Annotated in this window: 13 protein-coding genes; 7 read left to right on the top strand and 6 right to left on the bottom strand. The window is 53.2% G+C overall.

Features of this window, described 5'->3' with window-relative positions:
* Complete coding sequence (locus Abin_RS01905) at positions 1-846, bottom strand: gluconate 2-dehydrogenase subunit 3 family protein (RefSeq protein WP_255319236.1); 846 nt, start codon at positions 844-846, stop codon at positions 1-3.
* A 234-nt stretch (positions 847-1,080) separates the two neighbouring features.
* Positions 1,081-3,177: a M13 family metallopeptidase gene (locus Abin_RS01910; protein WP_048844655.1), complete on the bottom strand. Its 2,097-nt coding sequence runs from the start codon at positions 3,175-3,177 to the stop codon at positions 1,081-1,083.
* 342 nt (positions 3,178-3,519) lie between these two features.
* Here Abin_RS01910 and Abin_RS01915 point away from each other — a divergent pair, with 342 nt between their 5' ends.
* On the top strand, positions 3,520-4,467 hold the full coding sequence (locus tag Abin_RS01915) for a 2-hydroxyacid dehydrogenase (protein ID WP_048844656.1): 948 nt from the start codon (positions 3,520-3,522) through the stop codon (positions 4,465-4,467).
* A 339-nt stretch (positions 4,468-4,806) separates the two neighbouring features.
* Positions 4,807-7,083 carry a TonB-dependent receptor gene (locus tag Abin_RS01920; RefSeq protein WP_255319248.1) on the top strand — a complete coding sequence of 759 codons (2,277 nt, stop codon included), beginning with the start codon at positions 4,807-4,809 and terminating at the stop codon, positions 7,081-7,083.
* A 68-nt stretch (positions 7,084-7,151) separates the two neighbouring features.
* Here Abin_RS01920 and Abin_RS01925 read toward each other — a convergent pair whose 3' ends face one another.
* The gene (locus Abin_RS01925) at positions 7,152-8,423 is read right to left on the bottom strand and encodes an MFS transporter (protein WP_048844658.1); all 1,272 of its coding nucleotides are present in this window, start codon (positions 8,421-8,423) and stop codon (positions 7,152-7,154) included.
* Positions 8,424-8,724: 301 nt separating this feature from the next.
* Complete coding sequence (locus Abin_RS01930; RefSeq protein ID WP_048844659.1) at positions 8,725-10,536, bottom strand: amidohydrolase; 1,812 nt, start codon at positions 10,534-10,536, stop codon at positions 8,725-8,727.
* 239 nt (positions 10,537-10,775) lie between these two features.
* Here Abin_RS01930 and Abin_RS01935 point away from each other — a divergent pair, with 239 nt between their 5' ends.
* From Abin_RS01935 to Abin_RS01945, 3 genes are all read left to right on the top strand, one after another.
* Complete coding sequence (locus Abin_RS01935; protein WP_048844660.1) at positions 10,776-11,948, top strand: MFS transporter; 1,173 nt, start codon at positions 10,776-10,778, stop codon at positions 11,946-11,948.
* A 95-nt stretch (positions 11,949-12,043) separates the two neighbouring features.
* Complete coding sequence (locus Abin_RS01940) at positions 12,044-12,892, top strand: ABC transporter ATP-binding protein (protein WP_048844661.1); 849 nt, start codon at positions 12,044-12,046, stop codon at positions 12,890-12,892.
* Complete coding sequence (locus tag Abin_RS01945; protein WP_048844662.1) at positions 12,889-14,493, top strand: hypothetical protein; 1,605 nt, start codon at positions 12,889-12,891, stop codon at positions 14,491-14,493. The genes Abin_RS01940 and Abin_RS01945 overlap by 4 nt, the downstream gene beginning before the upstream one ends.
* 71 nt (positions 14,494-14,564) lie before the next feature.
* Here the strand turns inward: Abin_RS01945 and Abin_RS01950 are convergent, their stop codons facing one another.
* Complete coding sequence (locus tag Abin_RS01950; RefSeq protein WP_048844663.1) at positions 14,565-15,755, bottom strand: acyltransferase family protein; 1,191 nt, start codon at positions 15,753-15,755, stop codon at positions 14,565-14,567.
* Between the two features lie 182 nt (positions 15,756-15,937).
* Entirely contained in the window at positions 15,938-16,318 is a 381-nt protein-coding gene (locus tag Abin_RS01955) for a group III truncated hemoglobin (protein WP_048844824.1), read from the bottom strand.
* A 280-nt stretch (positions 16,319-16,598) separates the two neighbouring features.
* Between Abin_RS01955 and Abin_RS01960 the strand changes: the two genes are divergently transcribed.
* Together Abin_RS01960 and Abin_RS01965 are read left to right on the top strand one after the other, a co-directional pair.
* Positions 16,599-17,564, top strand: a complete 966-nt coding sequence (locus Abin_RS01960; protein WP_048844664.1) for a thiamine pyrophosphate-dependent dehydrogenase E1 component subunit alpha — start codon at positions 16,599-16,601, stop codon at positions 17,562-17,564.
* 103 nt (positions 17,565-17,667) lie between these two features.
* Positions 17,668-18,696: an alpha-ketoacid dehydrogenase subunit beta gene (locus Abin_RS01965; protein WP_048844665.1), complete on the top strand. Its 1,029-nt coding sequence runs from the start codon at positions 17,668-17,670 to the stop codon at positions 18,694-18,696.
* The last annotated feature ends 3 nt before the right edge of the window (positions 18,697-18,699 follow it).

Consider the following 18,699-nt stretch of genomic DNA (forward strand, 5'->3'; position numbering starts at 1 on the left):
TCAGGCCGTCTCGCCGTTAATGGAAACCGGGCCGTATGGATAAGGCGTTTCGTAACGGTCAACCCAATCCATGTAGTCGGCCCGTGCGCCGGGGAAGCCCATCATTTTCCAGCCCCCCATGTGTCGGTTGCCCAGATGAATGGGGTCAGAAAATGCGCCTTCAATCGTGTCTGAACGGAGTTGTTCAAAAAATGCACTGGCTGGTAGGTCGTCAAACTGTGTGACGTTGTGTTCCAGCGCACTCAGGATAGCATCTTGCGTGGCGGCAGGCAGGTTTTCAAACGCGGCGTGATGGTTTTGCATGACCCATGCCTGCACAGCCGTGATCCCTTTACGGTAAATCTGCTGCGGGCTGTAGGGAAGCTGGTAGCCCAGATTAGCTGGCCCGCTGCGATGAGGGGCTGCCATGAACCATTTTTCTCCTCGCCCCCAAGGGGTATTCATCTGGCCGTCAATAAAATTTGGCACACCCAGTGCGGTTGCTCCCGGCCCCATATCATCTTCCGGAAATAACCGTTCACAGGCGGCTGTCAGAAACGCCAGTTCGGCTGCTGTGAAAAAGCGTGTCGGGGGCCGAGGCGTCTGCGGTGCCTGATTTTGTGCTGTGGCGGACGCCTGTTCGGCCCGAGCGGAATGAGGATGCAACGTGCCCCATGACAAAGCGGCAGCCCCAGCCCCAATTCCCTGCATGACCTTCCGCCGAGGCGTGGAAACCGCAGTCAGTAGAGGCGCGGATGTTTCATTCTGAGAGGACACGCTCTGCGCAGCATAGCTCTGGTCTTCTGGAGGGACCGAGGCAGCTTTTGACGGGGGGCTGTGTCGAGGGGGGCGTGGCGCGGTGGTCATCAGGGCTCGTTTCCGTGGGCTGAGGGGCGACCACATAGCGGTCCGGACCCGGCCTTAGTTGCACTGGGGCCGGGGCATGGCTGCCTTGGTTAACCGACGAAGGAGGGCCAAAGCAAGCATGGCCCGCCCGAAGGCGAGCCATGAAAGGCGCTGTAAAGCGCGTGTTCCGGACCAGAAGTGGGGGCTTCCCTTACGTTGAAGCCCCGGCAGAACCGGACTGTAAAACCGGTTTTATTACCAGATTTTAACCCGTTCCTTGGGTGTCAGGTACAGCTTGTCGCCAGCCCTGACGTCCCATGCCTTGTACCATGCATCGATATTATGCATGGGGATATTGACGCGTGCCTGCGGTGGGGAATGCGGGTCTGTCACCACCAACTGCTTGACGGTGTCGTCACGCAGCTTTTCGCGCCAGACCTGTGCCCATCCGAGGAACACGCGCTGGTCACCCGTCAGGCCATCAATGACCGGGGCGGGCTGACCCTTCAGGGACGCATGGTAGGCATCAAGCGCCAGTGTCAGACCGCCAAGGTCGGCAATGTTTTCGCCCATGGTCAGTTTGCCGTTTACATGCACGCCGGGCAGTACTTCAAAAGCATCGTACTGCGCGCCCAGACGGTCGGCCAGCTTCTGGAAGCGGTCGGCATCGGCTTTGGTCCACCAGTCACGCAGGCGGCCATGTTCGTCAAATTTGCGGCCTTCGTCATCAAATGAATGGGTCATTTCATGGCCGATAACACCGCCAATGGCTCCGTAATTGACGGCGGCATCTGCTTTGGCATTGAAGAACGGCGGCTGCAGAATGGCGGCCGGGAACACAACCTGATCAAACAGCGGGTTGTTGTAGGCGTTTACCGTCTGGGGTGTCATATCCCATTCGTTGCGGTTTACCGGCTTGTCCAGACGGGCAACCCAGTAATGCCATTCAAAGGCAATGCCGTTTTTGGCGTTGCCATAGACATCACCCTTCTTCACGGCCAGGTCTGAATAGTCGCGCCATTCGTTGGGGTAACCAACCTGCACTTCAAAGTTTTCCAGCTTGCGCAGGGCGGCTTCGCGTGTGGGTTTGCTCATCCATGTGTTGTGCTGCAGCCGGATGCGGAAGGCATCTTTCAGATCATTTGTCAGCTTCTGCATGGCTGTGCGGTTTTCTGCGGGAAAGTAGCGTTCCACATAAACCTTGCCCAGCGCCATACCCATGGCCGAGCTTGTCGCCTGAACGCCGCGTTTCCAGCGTGCTGGCAGAGCAGGCTGGCCCGTCAGAGCCTTGGAGAATTCAAAGCGGGCCTGAACAAATGCGTCAGGCAGATAGCTTGTGGCGTTTTCTACCGTGTGGAAGGCTTCCCATGCCTGAAGCAGGCCAATATCGGCCTTTGCCAGTTCGGCAGCGCCGCCTGTAATGGCGGAGGGTTCGCCCACAATCACAGTGCGGTTTTCAAGCCCTTCCTTGGGCAGGCCCGCAGCCGTCAGCCAGCCAACCCAGTCAAAGCCCGGTGCTGCCTTGGCAAGGTCTGCTACCGTCATGGGGTTGTAGGTTTTTTCCGGGTTGCGCAGGTCTGCACGCGCCCAGTGCGTTTCAGCCAGTTTGGTTTCAAACGCGACAATGGCTGCTGCTGCCTGTGCCGGTTCGGGCCATTTGATCAGCGTCAGAACCTTAGTGATGTAGGTCTGATATGCAGTCTTTTTGGCTGCGAATTCCGGCTTCAGGTAATAGTCACGGTCTGGCAGCCCCAATCCGTCCTGATCAACATTCAGGGCGTAATGGGTGGGGTCTTTGGCATCGGGGTTGATGGCCAGAGAGAACGGCGATGTTGCAAAGCCGGTTGTGGCACTCCCAGCCAGCGTAGCAAACGCAGCCGCATCCTTCATTTTCAGAATGGCATCCAGATCAGCCTGCATTGGCTTGGTGCCCTGCTTCTCAACGGATTTTTCATCCATGAAAGACGCATAGAACGTGCCCAGCTTTTCTTCGATGCTGGCAGGGTGCTTGACCGGGTGGGCAGACAGTTCATTCAGAATGGTCTGCACGCGCTGGCGAGAGAGTTCAGCCAGAGCATTGAACGGGCCATAGCTTGTCATGTCTGACGGGATGGTCAGATGATCCAGATACGTGCCGTTAGCGTATTTGAAGAAGTTGTTACCGGGCTTTTCAGCGGTGTCGCGCCCAGCAAGGTCAACGCCCCATGCCCCGAAAGAGGCCGGCTGGACGGCTGGCGTGGTGGTTTGTGCAGCATCTTCTGCATGGGCAGTGACAGCAACGCTGCCCAGACCAATTCCGGCTGACAGCAACAGGGCCAGCCTGCGCGAAAGTTTTGTAGACCGTTTCAACATCAGTCGATGTCTCTCCGTAATCTTTATGGTGGGGGTGTAAAACACACAGAACGACCACCCCCGTGCCGTCCAACTGCCTGTATTTAGGTGCATAAGCTAAAGCATGGACGGGCGCGTATGCCTACCCCTGCCGATGGTGAGGGCGTGTTCACGCCGTCACTTCCTGTTCGGGGTGCCAGACAGAACGGGGGACAAAATACGGGAATGTGAGTGTCCCTGCGGCGCATCCTTTTTCAAGATACCTTTCAGTTATGAGTGTGATTTGCGGTGCGGCATAAGTCTTCGGGGTGCACCGTATGCAAGAGTGTTGTGGCTTTCTCACATTATTAAAACGGGGGCGTTATGGTCTGTCTGGCGGTTAAATCTGGCGGTCGTTCTGCGTTTGGGGAGTGGAAGTCTCTTTTTGCCACCCTGATGCCGGATCTGGATGTGCGGGATTGGTATGACCCAGCCCTTGATCTGCCCGCCGTCAACTATGTTCTGGTATGGGAACCAGATGCCGGACGCTTGGCGCAAATGCCTAATTTAAAAGCGATTTTAAGTGCGGCAGCCGGGGTCGACCACATTACGTCAGACCCAACATGGCCACGCCATGTGCCGATTATTCGCATGGGGGGAGAAGAAACCGCGGCCCAGATGGCGGATTATGTCCAGTGGGCGGTTTTTTCCCTGTTGCGAGAAGCCCCCCGCTGGCATGTTGCGCAAAAAGACAGACAATGGGTCAGGCGCGGTATGCCGCCTGTGCGGCTTGCATCCGAAACACGGGTCGGGATTATGGGGCTGGGGCATCTTGGCGCGGCTGTGGCCCAATGTCTTGCCCGCGCAGGCTTTCAGGTTTCCGGATGGGCGCGAACCCCAAAACACTGCATTGGAGTGGAATGCCATGCCGGAGTTGAGGCGCTTCCGGCTTTTTTGCAGGAATGTAATATGGTGGTCTGCCTCTTACCCGAAACACCGCAAACGCGCGGTATTGTGACGTATGAGGTCTTAAGCCAGCTTAAAAAGCCCTCCGGCTTTATCAATGTTGGGCGCGGTTCTCTGGTTGTCGAGGCCGATCTGCTTCGCGCGTTGCAGGATGAAACACTCCATGGCGCTGTGCTGGATGTTTTCCCAACAGAGCCTCTGCCTGCGTCTTCGCCGCTGTGGGATCAGGCCGGGCTGCTGATAACCCCCCACATTGCATCTGAAGCGTCCCGCAGGGCGCGTGCCCGCTACGTTGTCGAGACTATTACTGCCTTGGAGAGTGGGAAGGCGGTAGCACTCCGGTATGATCCAGAGCGCGGATACTGATAGACAGAGCCATTCTGCCTGTCTGAGAGTGCCTTCGACGCTGTTTATGCAGAAAGTGTGTGATGTGCCGCACGTTCATGCAGAAAAATGCCTTAACCCTGCCGTTCAGGGTTGCAACGTCTGTCTGTTCCCCTTCATAGGGGGCCTATTCAGCCAATCGTGATGGCGGATGAAGCATAGCGCGGGGCATCTGCTTCCCGGCTTGGCAGGTCTTGGGGGAGCAGGCAGATTTTTTACCGGGTTCAGAAGCTGAAAGGCAAAGTTGGCGTACGATCATTCCGTAGCGCGTGGGTGGTTAGTACGGCGTTGACTATAGCGGCATTTGTTCCTTCTGGCTTGATGGCGGCCCCCGCCAAAGAAAGTTTGCCCGCAAAAGGCTCTGCCACAACTGTTTTGCCTGCGCGTCATTCTTCGTCTGTCGTAGCAGCACATCCCGCCCAGCGTGTGCATGGTAAGGGTGGCCCAGTCGTGTCTCGGCACGCAACAGATGTGGATGTCAGTGCCCGTCGGCATGATTTTGCCTACCCTGACGCACAGCATCTGCCTGATGCCACAACGCGCATTACGGCCGAGCGTTTGAAAGAGCGGGATATTGTCACGCTCCGTGGGTTGGAACGGGTGGCCCCCAACCTGACCATGCAAAGCATTAACGGCACGGCATCCAGCAATTTTTATCTGCGTGGGGCCGGATTCAATGACTTTACCCAGAACAATATGGGGCCAGTTCTGACCTATATTGATGATGTGGCTTACCCCTATTCCACCATGTCTGACGGGCAGATGTTTGATCTGGCCGGGGCAACCGTCACTCCCGGCCCAGTGGGTACAGAACATGGCCAGTCTGATACAGGCGGGGAAGTGCATCTGCACACCAACAACCCGACGGATGTCTGGCACTATGGGGCATCGCAGGATATTGCGTCTTACGCCCGCAGTCGCAGCGAAGCCTATGTTTCTGGCCCATTAGCCAAAGGTCTGAGTTTCCGGCTGGCGGGGCAGACCCGTCATGGCGGCGGCTGGCAGACCAATCCGCTGAACGGGGATCATCTGGGTGATGCTGATCTCTGGGCATTGCGCGGCAAGCTGCAATGGAAGCCGGATAGTCACACAACCATTCTGCTGGGTGGTCATTTCACGCAGGATAACAGTCAGGTTGTTACCAGTGTGCCAGTGCACAGGCTGATCGGCACACAACCTCTGCCACATATGCAATCGTGGAAAGAGGCTGAATGGTCTTCCCGTCCAGCATTTGCAAAACTGATTGGCCGTAAAGCAGGGATTAAACCCAGTGAGCATAATCAGTTCTGGGGGGCTGATCTTCACATTGTTCATGATTTCGGGCCTGTGACCTTTACAGCCATCAGTGCCTTTGAGACCGAACGTGAAGGCGAATATACGGATCAGGACGGTACGGCGCAGTCTCAGGCGGATACCTATCGCACCATTGATGCTAACAGTTTTACGCAGGAAGTGCGGCTAAGCAATTCTCATCCGGATGACAGGCTGCAATGGGTTGTGGGGGCCTATTACCAACGTACCCGCATGAACCAGCGGTTCTTTTTTGATTATACGGACTATTCAGCCCGCCGCTACATGATGGCTACCAGCTTTGGCATGAATCAGGAAAGCGTTTCTGAATTTGGGCATTTAAGCTATCGCCTGCCGCATGGCGTGACCATCTGGGCCGGGCTGCTGCATGAACTGGATGACCGTTCCATAACCGGGTTGCAATCACAGATATTTGGTGGTGCGACACAGAATTTCCATGCGGAAAGCACAGCATCAAACCAGTTTGCCGGGCAGGTCGGTGTGTCATGGCAAATGACGCAGCATGCGTTGGTGTATTACAAAATGAGCAAAGGGTTTAAACCCGGCGGCTTTACAGCCAACAATACGCAGATTCAGGCCCAGCTTGATCCGTTTAAACCGGAAACTGTGTTGACATATGAAGCCGGTTTTAAGGCTGATCCTTTTCCAAACCGCTTGCGTCTCAACGGTGCAGCATTTTACAATGATTTCCATAACCAGCAGATCCTTGGCACTGTACTTATCCCCAATTACGGGCCACTGAGTGAGATTACCAACGCGCCGAAGTCTGAAAGCTGGGGGTTTGAAGGCACCATAGAGGCGCATCCGTTCAGCCATTTGTTCTTGACGCAAAATATTGGCTGGCAGCGCGGTAATTTTCAGAACTTTCCTACCGTTAACCGCGCAAAGACCAACGCATATTATGCGCAGCATGGTGTATGGAAAGCCATTAATGATAACTTTGCCGGGGTAGATAATGGGCAACCCAAACTGACATTGAATGGGTCAGCAGACTGGCGGCAGCCGATTGCTCATGCTTACTCGCTCGATTTTGGGCCGGACTGGCTGTATCGGGGAAGTCAGGCCATTACGCCGGGTGGAACAGGGTTTTATCGCTTGCCACCCTACTTCCTGCTAGGGGCGCATGTGACATTCCGGCCAGCATCAGGAAAATGGGAAGCAACGCTCTATGCCCGCAATATCCTTGACCGCCGGTATGCAGAAAGTGGAGGGCAGGCCACGACGACCTATTTCTACATTCCCGGCGAGCCACGCTTTATTGGTGGCCGGATTTCCTGCGGCTTTTAAAACAGGATAAGGCTGCCCACATGGTGTGGTGCGGACCGTTTTGTGGCTCGGTACCATGACGGTCGATCTCACATTTCCCCGCGTGTTTGTGGGTGAAGTCTGGCATTAAGCAAGGCCAGCACCAGCACAGTTACAGCAGCAAGCCCTACTGTCAGCATAAGGGCTGGAGCAAGACCACGGCCTAGAACACGCCCAATTTCCGTTTGCAAAAGTGCGTTGCTGGCTGCCAGCAGATTACCGCATTGGTACGCCAAGCCCGGAAACGTGGCCCTGACGGATGCAGGAGATAATTCGCTTAAATAGGCCGGGACAACACCCCATGCACCCTGAATACAGAACTGGATGCACACAGCGCCAACGGTCAGCCAGATAGCTGATTGTGGAAGGGTCCATAAGGGTAGAAGGGGAATGGTTAAAAGTGCTGCCACAGCAATGGCATATTGCCTTCCAATCCGTTGAGACAGCACGCCAAAAAACAATCCACCCGCAATGGCCGCCACATTATACAACACGACAATCAAGGTAATAGAGGGGGCCGGGATATGGCGCTCAAGTGCAAGAAACACTTTCGGGTATAAATCCTGTGACCCGTGACTCATGAAATTGAAAGCCGCCATTAGGGTGACGGTAAACACACACAAGGCGATATTCTGGCGCACCACACTCCATAGCCCTTGCTGGGGCTGGGTAGGGTTTTTCGGCGCTTTCTGCCGGGCCAGCCAGTCGGGGCTTTCAGGCACGCGTAGCCAGATATACAGGGCGGAAAATACAGCACTTCCGCCCAGTATGAACAACCCGCGCCACCCCACAATCGGCAGTGTTAAAAACACGATAGAGGCCAGCAGATATCCTGCCGGATATCCTGCCTGTAAAATCCCGGATGCGGTGCCTTTCCATGACGCCGGAACACTTTCCATAATAAGAGAGGTACCAACGCCCCATTCGCCGCCCAAGGCAATGCCAAACAGGGTTCGCAGCACAAGAAACATCCAGAGTGTTGGCGAAAATGCGGATAGGACTTCAATGACGGAATAAACCAGAATGGTAATAATCATGACGGGCTTGCGACCATATCTGTCGGCCGCACGGCCGCACAGATACGCGCCTATGGGGCGGGTTATTAGTGTTAGCGTGGGGGCAAGCAGAACGCTTTCAAGCGATGTATTGAAGCTCTTGGCAACATTGTCGAGCGTAAAGAGAACAAGAAAAAAATCACATGCATCAAGCATCCACGCCAGAAAAGACGCCGCAACAACATGCCGGGCTGTCGCTTTTTCCTGTGCGGTCAATTGGTCAGAGGGGAGGGAGGATGTCTCTGTTGAAGACGCGGGATGGGTCATGAGCTTACAATCCGTTTCTTGCACAAATCTGTGTGTCACGAACGAAAGGCATATTCTATCGGGTGGAGAGATCACGAATAAGATAGAGGTGTAATTATTGAGTATTTTTAAGTCAATAAAATGTGATTTTCTAATAAATTAAATAAGAATTCAATAAATAATAAAATACTATTTAAATATATGTTTTTTATTTGTTTAGAAACGGTTTTCTGTCTGTTAAATCTCGAAACAGCGGGTAGTTCATAAAAAATGGAGAGTACTGCGTTTTCGTATAGTAATCCCCACTTTAATTATTTCGTATTTATGGTGTTTCCGGCAGAAAATCTCCTCGACTGTAAACAACCTTTCCACCAACCATGGTCAAGAGAACTTTTGTTTGTCCAATTTCATTAACCGGAACAGTGGTGATGTTTCTATCAAGAACAATAAGGTCGGCTATTTTCCCCTGCTCGACTGATCCGGTTACGGTGTCCTGACGTAGTTCATAAGCTGAATTCATGGTAATGGCGCGTAAGACAGATGCGCGGGAGAGGCCGGGCATGTTACCCAGTCTGTCGCGATATTGGGGTTCAGCGTCAGGTGTATTCTGGCGTGTAATGCCAACCTGTAGCGCAAACCACTCATTTAGCGGGTCAACTGGCCAATCAGACCCGTAAGCAATCCGTGTTCCGGCTTTTTCAAGTTGGTAGGCTGGTTCCATCGCGTTTGAACGATCTTCGCCCAACGCATCGGCAGTCTGGCCGGTTGTGTCGGGTGCTCGTTTCCCCCATTGGAAAGACATGACCGGGATAGCCCCCAGTTGTTTGAAACGGGGTAGATCTGCCGGTGCCACAAGTTCATCATGTTCCAGTCCCGGTCGGAAGTCTGACTGAGGCAGGGCTTTGCGCGTTGCCTCAACGGCATCAAGCGCTATGCGCACGGCTCCATCGCCGTCAGCGTGCATATGCGGGTCAATACCAGCCTGCACCAGGCCTTGCAGAAGTTTTGAAAGCACAGGCACAGGGAAATAGGGCGCAGGCCCGGTAGAAGAGCCCGGCTGCCAGTCAGGATGGTCAGTCGTGCCTTTGTTGACACGATACGGAAGGGTGAGAATACCCGTCAGGGCTGGGGCAGAGATGACACCATCCATAAACATCTTGGCATGGCGCACGGTAAGGGTTGGCTGTTGTGTGATGCGACCCTGATCATATCTGGTTGCTAATCCTTTGACATAATCAACAGATTTTTTAACATCCGGCCCCATCTCCGGAGTGATAAGCGGCGCGAAATGTGCGCGGGCAGTCAGTTCTCCGTTCTGTTGAAGGGTGCTAAAGGCTTTGATATCGACTTCCGGGGCGAGGGCATCAAGAAACGAGGTAACACCCTGTGCCCGTAGCGCAGCCAGTGCGGCTCTGGCTGCGGCAACTTTCTGTTCATCACTTGCGGCAGGTTGTGCGGCAAAAATCAGGTTTAAGGCTGTGTCTTCCAGCAGGCCCGTGGGCTGGCCGTTGGCATCATGAATAATCTCACCACCCGGTTCTGATTTCGTGCTGGCTGTAATATGCGCGGCTTCAAGTGCCGGTGTATTCAGCAAAGCAGAATGACCAAACGAAGAATACACGACAATGGGGTTTTTATTATCAATTTCATCAAGGATAGTTTTATCTAGAATTGTCCCTTTGGGGCGCATGGCCTCCTGAAACCAGGAGGTCACAAGGAGCCAATTTTTTCTTTTGGGGACGGCAGGGTCAGCCTGACAGGCTTTAATACGATCGGAAAATTCCTGCTTTGTGAGAGGCATATATTTGAGCGAGCATGACAGAAGACGTTCACCCCCGCTCATGGGGTGCATATGCCCATCAACCACTCCGGGCATAAGCATAGTGCCATGCAGGTCGATTTTTTGCGTCTGGGTGCCCGCATAACGCTTTGCCCCCGCACTTGATCCCACATACAGGATTTTACCGTTTTTTATGGCGACGGCCTGCGCGATGGAATTTTTGGCATCTACCGTATAAATAAAGCCGTTGGTAAAAACCGTATCTGCAGCAGTGCTCACGTCTGGGGCCGCAGCATGGGCTGTGCTGGCACACACCATAGCGCCCAACCCAACAATAAAAGAGAGATGGCGCATCTGTATATTCCCGCACTGATAAGAATGGAGATCAAGCAATTTATATTGTTGCAATTAGGCAATAAAAAGAAGGGTGTTTTCGTTAACTAAATGCCAAAGCATACTTTAGAAAAGCATTTAGATAATGGTTTTTGTCTGGTTGACGTCAAACCAACGGGTTGATTGATGCGCCCTCATCCTGTCAAATCAAGCGACTAGGACCCTCTGGTCAAAACAATCATAGGCACAGGTTTTTTCTAATGCTTTTACTGGGCAACCCGCCCCCGGCATCTGCTCAGGCACAAAGATCAACGCGTCTTGCTTTTCTTATTGCGGGTTTTGCGGGGGCTGCATGGGCACCGATTATCCCCTATGTGAAACTCAGATGCGGCTTAAATGATGCGCATCTGGGCCTGTTGCTGCTGTGTCTGGGTATGGGATCCATAGTTGCCATGCCGGTAGCAGGGGCCTTAGCGGGGCGTTTCGGGTGCCGGTGGATTATTACAATCGCAGTTGTTCTGGCGTGCTGCACTCTTCCTGTGCTTGCGTCATCCAGCATCCTTTTCCTGCTGGCTCCGGCGCTTATTCTGTTCGGTGCCGGGGTCGGGTCAATTGACTGCCTTGTGAATGTACAGGCTGTGATTGTTGAACGTGCCTGTGGCAAAGCCATGATGTCTGGTTTTCATGGGTTGTTCAGCGTTGGTGGACTGCTTGGCGCAACGGGCGTTAGCGCGCTTCTTGGTATTGGGTTTTCACCCTTACAGGCTGTCGGGGTTGGTATCGGCTTGATTGCTGTAGCGGCTATTGCTGCGATACCGGGCTTGCTAACCGGTCGTACCAGTTCTGCGGAAGGGGCATCCTTTGCGCTGCCGCATGGGGTGGTTCTTGCCATTGGTCTTATGTGTTTTGTTGTGTTTTTGGCAGAAGGGGCGGCCATAGATTGGAGTGCCGTTTTTCTGGCAGCCACACGACATATGGATGTGCGCTATACCGGACTAGGATACGCTGCCTTCGCCTGTACCATGACCATCGGCAGGCTGGCAGGAGACTGGCTTGTAAACCGTATTGCGGGGCGGGTTTTAGTTGTTGGCGGTAGTCTTCTGGCTGCGGGCGGCATGGGGTTGGTTGCTTTTATACCGTTCTGGCCCGTGACGCTGGCAGGCTATGCCATAGTGGGCACAGGGTGCGCCAATATTGTGCCAGTTCTTTATTCAGCTATAGGTCGCCAACACCGTATGCCGGAACATCTGGCTGTTTCTGCGGTCACCACACTGGGCTATGCGGGCATTTTGCTTGGCCCTGCGGTTCTGGGCTTTATTGCTGGCAGCCTGACACTGTCTGTTGCGTTAGCCATGGTTGGCGGGTTGCTGTGCTGCATCGCTGGGGTCGGTCTGCTTCTGCCGCGTGTTCTTGTAAATGGGGTTGAGGGCTAAAGTTATTTTGTAAAATACGCGGGGGTTTATTTCCTTGACGCTTTTTGGCTCTTACCGTCACGATGGAGTATCCATTCCGCAACGGAGCCAGAAGCGTGTCAGAGCCTGTTTTCCCGCTACAGATTACCCAGCTTGTTAAAGACTTTACCACCAAACGCGCACTGGATGATTTTAATCTGACGTTGGCACAGGGCGAAATCGCTGCTCTGCTAGGGCCTAATGGGGCGGGTAAAACCACGTTAATAGGCTGTCTGCTGGGCTTTCTTTCAACTGATGAAGGTAGCATCCGTCTTTTTGGGGAAGACGTAAACAAGCTGACACCACATACCCGAAACCGGATCGGCTTTGTGCCCCAGACCATGACAGGGTTTACCTGGTTCCGGGTGGGTGAGCTATTATCCTATCTTGCGGAGTATCGACCAGCCAATGCCCCACAAGATAACCGGTGGCTTGACTGGGCAGGGCTTGACCCCCGAGCGCGTATCAAGTCGCTATCGGGGGGGGAAAGGCAGCGTCTGGCCATTGTGCTGGCATTGCGTTTTCGGCCAGATCTGATTGTGCTTGATGAACCCGTTGCCAGCCTTGATCCGCAGGCACGCCGTGACTTCATGCGGCTGTTGCCAGATTACGCGCATCATCATGGTGCAACGGTTCTAATTTCATCTCATATTATCTCGGATCTTGAAAATATCTGTGATCGTTTCGTAATTATGCGGCGTGGTCAGGTCGTTTTAGACGTGACCAAGTTGGTGTTGCAGGGACAGGTAAGGCATCTTTCTGCGCCTCCACCAGAAAGCTGGGGCGTGCAGACGCTTGCTCCGGCGGAAGATGGTGGCGTGTGGGTGTCTGGCTGGTTGCCCGAACTTGATAATGCAGCGTGCCAGAGCAGTTTGTCTGTGCAAATGCCAGATGTAGAAAACCTGTTTCTGGATCTGTCCCGATGAAAAATATGCTTCATGCTTTAAGGCTGTACGTCTCGCCCGTGTTTGTGCGTGAAAACTACTCGCTTCTTACCGGTATAGTATGGTTGTGTGTCGCGTATTTCATAGCCTTTACCGACCATGAGGCAACACACTGGCAGGATGGCCTTTTTAAGCTGCCGTCTTCCTTGTCAACATGGTGGTGGCTTGGCCTGCAGGGGCTTATCACGTCTGTTTCCGTACACTATTGGCGTCAGGTGCGTAGCCCCTTAGCCAGAATGACGCCGGGGATGATTACGGCAGAATACAGGGCGGTACATTGTGTTCTGGTGTTTGTTACCGTGGTCATGGCGATACCGATATGGCATCTGGGCGCACCATTACTGAATATTCTGGCATTGGAAGCACTTTCCCTGTGCATGGTCGTAAATTCTGACATGACCACACCAAAAGCCCTGCGCAGCGGCCCGATCAGATGGTTGCGTATGGTGCTGATGGTGGGCATGTTTTTTGTTTTCCTGTTTCCGCAGGCGCAGGAGCGCGTTTTATCGGCACCTTGGTATGTCGGGGCTGCATTATTGCTGATTGGGGTCACGCTTACCCTGATAGAATTGCAGCATATTCCTGCACCGGTGCAGGGACGTGTTCCCGGTGCTGCGCAGGAGGGACAGTCAGGCAAAATTAAGGTCAGGCTGGGTGCCCGTGAAATAGGCCAGATGATGCAGGCCATGAAAGGGCCTGGGCAAAATAAACGTGCATCGCCTCCAATAAACGCAGGGTTTCATTTACCTGCGGTTGAACCCCATACGGTGTCGGTGACGGTTAAAGACCAAACCCTATCTGACGTCGAAAACAGGGGAGCCTCCTTTCCTTCTCAAAACACACGTGGCAGTGGGCAATTTACGCGCATTATGATGCGGCAGTTTCCATGGCTGCGGAAACCACCTGTGCCGAATACAATGATTACCCCCGGCCCGGCGGGGTTTCTGGTAACCAGCATTGCATTGGTGGGTGTGTTTTTCTGCATTAATTTTGTGGTTGAAACTGTGCATGCTGGTCATTGGCCAGAATGGGCCGCGATCAGAAAAAGCATGATCACCGTAGCGCAAATGATCTGCATGATCTCTGCCAATGGTCTGACAACATGGATATTGATGCGGGCAGACTGGCCATTTCTGCTTAATCTGGCTGGCTATGGCACACGGGCTGATTTTGCGTACGCACTTTATGCAACACATGCAAAACGGGCGGTGCAAAGTGCGGCCCTGGCTGCGTTGCTCTGTGCGCCATTAGGTATTGAAATGGCCGGTCTGGCATGGAGCCGCCTTCCAATCACAATGCTGGCTCTTTTCGTGCTGATTGTGGGTAGCAGTTATCTTCCTAGCGTAGGGTTGTTGCTGACACCCCGTAAAACGCGCCCTGCTATTATTCATGTCTTAAATATGCTGGGGAGTTTTGTTTATGTGCAGATGGGATTCACCCTGCTGTTAAGTGAACACTCGGTGCCAGTCTGGTTGTGGGGTATTTTGTTGGCAAGTGTACCATTTTCGCTGGTCATGGCTTGGCTTGGCCCGAGAGCGCTGGCGCGTGTTGATTGGCCGATTGAACCTTTGATGCCATCTTAAAAAAGCTAAAATACTGGGATAACTCCCGAAATATTTTATGTAATTGTAAAAGATTGGAAAAAGTAGGGCTGCTACAAGGCAGCCCGTTTTGGGAGTGTGCGCGGGCAAGGTTTGGCCAAGGCTTTGCGGAGTTTTCTATTGAGCGGTTCGGCAAAATACCGCCCGATTAAACTGGCAATAAGAAAAGAGCCTGCCAGAAACACCCCCAATAGCCCCAAGCGCTCTGCCCCAGTGGCGGCGATTGTGCTGGCTGGAAGAACTGTACGTAAAAGACCAAGAATAATCAGGTGAAACAGATAAAGTTCGTAGCTGAGGCGGCCAGTCCATTCCACACCACGGAGAAGACGAAAGCGGGAGATAACGGGTCCATTAGCATGATGGACTGAACCCACAAGCAGAATTGCAGCTCCAAGCGCCATGGCGGTGACCCCCCATATGTTGGTGCCCCCTATGGAACGGTAGAGATATAAGGACACCATTCCGACGATTGTTACAGGCTGTAGGTACCGCAATATGCTACTATTGACGCTAAGGCGGGATGCCAGAACAGCCGCCATGCAGCCAATGGCAATGCCGTCAAAAGAGGCAAAATAAGCAAATAGAAACCCGGATTCATCATCCTGATGCGCCATTCGATAAAACGGGCCAATCAGAACAATGAGGCTCCAGAACATCAGAATAAGAGATTGCCGCCGTAAGAGCAGACCAACCATGGGGAAGGTAAGGTAAAAAACTTCCTCAACTGAAAGGGACCACAGAACGCCTAAGGCATAATTGACCCAACCATAATGGGCAATAAACACATTCATACTGAACGTCAGGGCCGCAATATTGGCCCGTATCATGGCCACCAAAGGGGAAAGGCCGGTGACATGTGTGGTAAAAATGGAAATCCCCGTTAACGCCAATCCGTTTACAAGCACGAGCAGCAGCAGCAGACAGGGGATGATACGGGCAAAGCGATAGGCATAAAAAACACGTACGTTAAGGTTAGAAAGGTCACCCCATCGTGCCAAAGCGTTACGGGTTATTAAAAAGCCTGAAATAACGAAAAATATCGTGACGCCATAATTTCCGTTGCGGGCAACGGCGCGGACGCCTTCGGGGGTGAGAAGGGTTGCCAACCATGAATGACCCAGCGGATAGGCAATACAGAAATGGTGAAACAACACCAGCAGAACAGCAATGCCTCGCATAAGGTCAATTCGTCGGTTACGTTGACCCGTTATGGCAGTCGGGATGCCTGAATTGAGTGTATGCATGAAGGTGTCCGGCTGAAGTATGTGCCGAACAGCCGTAAAGCCCGTTGATGGTGGAAATACGGCTATACTGCCTGATAAGTGTGCCGGAAGGCACCATGGAAGCGTGGTTTCTCTGCGCTGTTACACCTGTTAGATTCGGATTTGGTGCTGACCTGTTGAGGGAAGGCAGACAGATGTCTGGTCTATCGTGCGCCCTGAAACGCCATTGCCCGTTGAAAACTGGTGCCAATACAGGCAGCGCGGTCTTGTAACAGGGCGGCAATTTCTGGCGGGAGAAGGTCGTCTGTTGTCTGCGCCCATAATTCCAGCCAGCGCGTAAAGGCGGCGGGTGTCATATGCTCGCGATGCTTGAAATGGGCTGGGACTGGGCGGCCATTATACCCGGTGTTGCCATAGAGCAGGGACGTCCAGAACAGAAACAGTGTTTCCAGATGGGCCTCCCAGTCAGTAATCGCATCATTAAAAACAGGACCAATTACAGGGTCCTTCCGTACGCGGGTATAGAACACAGCAATCAGGTTTTTCAGCGTGGCGTCGGGGATGCGGGGTAAGGGCTGCTGCATGGCGTGGGCTCCAAAGGCGCGCAGGTCGGCCAAAGATCGGTCTATGGGTTGGCGCGGCGCATTATACACGTATCAGATGTAGGGCAAAAACGGGGGAAAACCGGGCAGTCAACAAAGAGGCCCAAGCCGCTTAGTTCTTCTGTTAATTAAAAAATAAGAAATTCACATATGCGTGAATCGCATAAAGTGAACTGACGTATGCGTTTCAATGGGTAAGATTGCGGCGTTGGCATTCTACTTTTCAATCGCAACAATCAAAAAAACAGGAAGGATTGCTTCCATGCAGATTGCCAGAGAAACACTGCTTCAGTCTTATCGTGCTATGCGTACTATCCGCGTGTTTGAAGAACGGCTGCATGTTGAATTTGCTACCGGCGAGATTCCGGGTTTTGTGCATCTTTACTGCGGCGAGGAAGCATCAGCCGTTGGCGTGTGTGCGCATCTGAACGACAATGACACAATCGCCAGCACCCACCGTGGTCACGGCCATTGTATTGCCAAAGGCGTGGATGTGGGTGGCATGATGGCCGAAATTTATGGCCGTCAGACAGGTGTGTGTCGGGGTAAAGGTGGCTCCATGCATATTGCGGACCTGTCAAAAGGGATGCTAGGGGCGAACGGGATTGTGGGCGGTGGCCCGCCGTTGATCTGCGGTGCAGCACTGTCACACAAGGTTTTGAAAGATAATGGCGTTGCCATTGCTTTTTATGGTGATGGTGCCTCAAACGAAGGCTTCACGCTTGAAAGCCTCAATCTGGCCAGTGTCTGGCAGTTGCCAGCCGTATTTGTCGTTGAAGATAACGGCTATGGCGAAGCAACAGGCGCATCTTACGCCTGCGCGGGCACCCAGAAAGATCGCGCCGCCGGGTTTGGCATGCCCTATATGGAATGTGACGGCACGGACTTTTTTGCCGTGCACGAAACAGCACGCGAAGCCATAGACCATGCGCGTTCTGGCAAAGGTCCGGTGATGCTGCACGTGCACCTTAGCCGCTGGTATGGTCACTTTGAGGGTGATTCCATGACATACCGCAAGGCTGGTGAAGTCGCTGCGGAGAAAGAAAATCGTGACTGCCTGAAGCATTTCCGTGACCGCGTAACGTCAGCCGGTCTGCTGGATGCCAGTGCCCTTGATGATATTGATTCCGCTGTAAATGACGAAATCGAAAGTGCCGTGATTGCAGCAAAGGCTGCTCCATGGCCCGAAGATGCAGCCCTGATGGCCGATGTGTACGTGAAATACTGAGCCACCCGACACAACAGATAAACCCTGCCGATCTGTCTGATCTATTGTCACATCACATGATGACACAGAGCAGGCACAGCAGGTGTGAAAGGACGAAAAGACAATGAGCAAAAAGAGTTTTCGTCAGGCTATTAATGAAGCCCTGCGACAGGAAATGCGCCGTGACCCCCGCGTTATTCTGATGGGTGAAGACGTAGCCGGTGGCCGTGGTGGTACATCAGGCGTGCAGGATGCGTGGGGTGGCGTGCTCGGCGTGACCAAGGGACTTTTGACCGAATTTGGTGAAGAGCGTGTGTGGGATACTCCTATTTCAGAAGCCTCCTACATTGGTGCTGCGGCAGGTGCTGCGGCTACAGGCCTGCGCCCAGTGGCGGAACTGATGTTTGTTGATTTTATTGGGTCATGTCTGGATCAGGTGCTGAATCAGGCTGCCAAGTTCCGTTATATGTTTGGTGGTAAGGCCCGCACCCCAATGGTTATTCGGGCTATGTATGGAGCAGGGTTCAATGCTGCTGCACAGCATAGCCAATCACTCTATCCGTTGTTTACCCACATTCCGGGGCTAAAGGTTGTTATTCCGTCATCGCCTTACGAAGCAAAAGGGTTGCTGATTGAGGCAATCCGTGATGATGACCCGGTGATCTTTCTTGAAAACAAGGTGATGTATGATGATGAGGAAGATGTTCCTGATGAATCCTACACCATCCCATTCGGCGAAGCGAACCTGACGCGCGAGGGTGAAGATGTGACCATCGTGGCGATTGGCCGCATGGTTGGCATGGCAAACGAAGCGGCTGACAGGTTAGAAAAACAGGGCATTACCTGTACCGTGATTGACCCACGCACAACGTCCCCGTTTGATGAAGATACTATTCTGGAATGTGTGGAAGAAACAGGTCGTTTGATTGTGGTGGATGAATCAAGTCCACGCTGTAACATGGCATGTGACATTTCAGCGTTAGTGGCAGAACGGGCCTTTGGTGCGCTTAAAGCCCCTATTTTGCGCGTTGTGCCACCGCATACGCCGGTACCGTTCTCTACCCCGCTTGAAAAACTTTACATGCCCAGTGCCGATAAAATTGAAGCTGCTGTTAAAACAGTCATGAAACAGCATGCGCGTGAGGTTGCCTGAACC

This window comes from Acetobacter indonesiensis (genome assembly GCF_000963945.1).
Lineage (GTDB): Bacteria > Pseudomonadota > Alphaproteobacteria > Acetobacterales > Acetobacteraceae > Acetobacter > Acetobacter indonesiensis.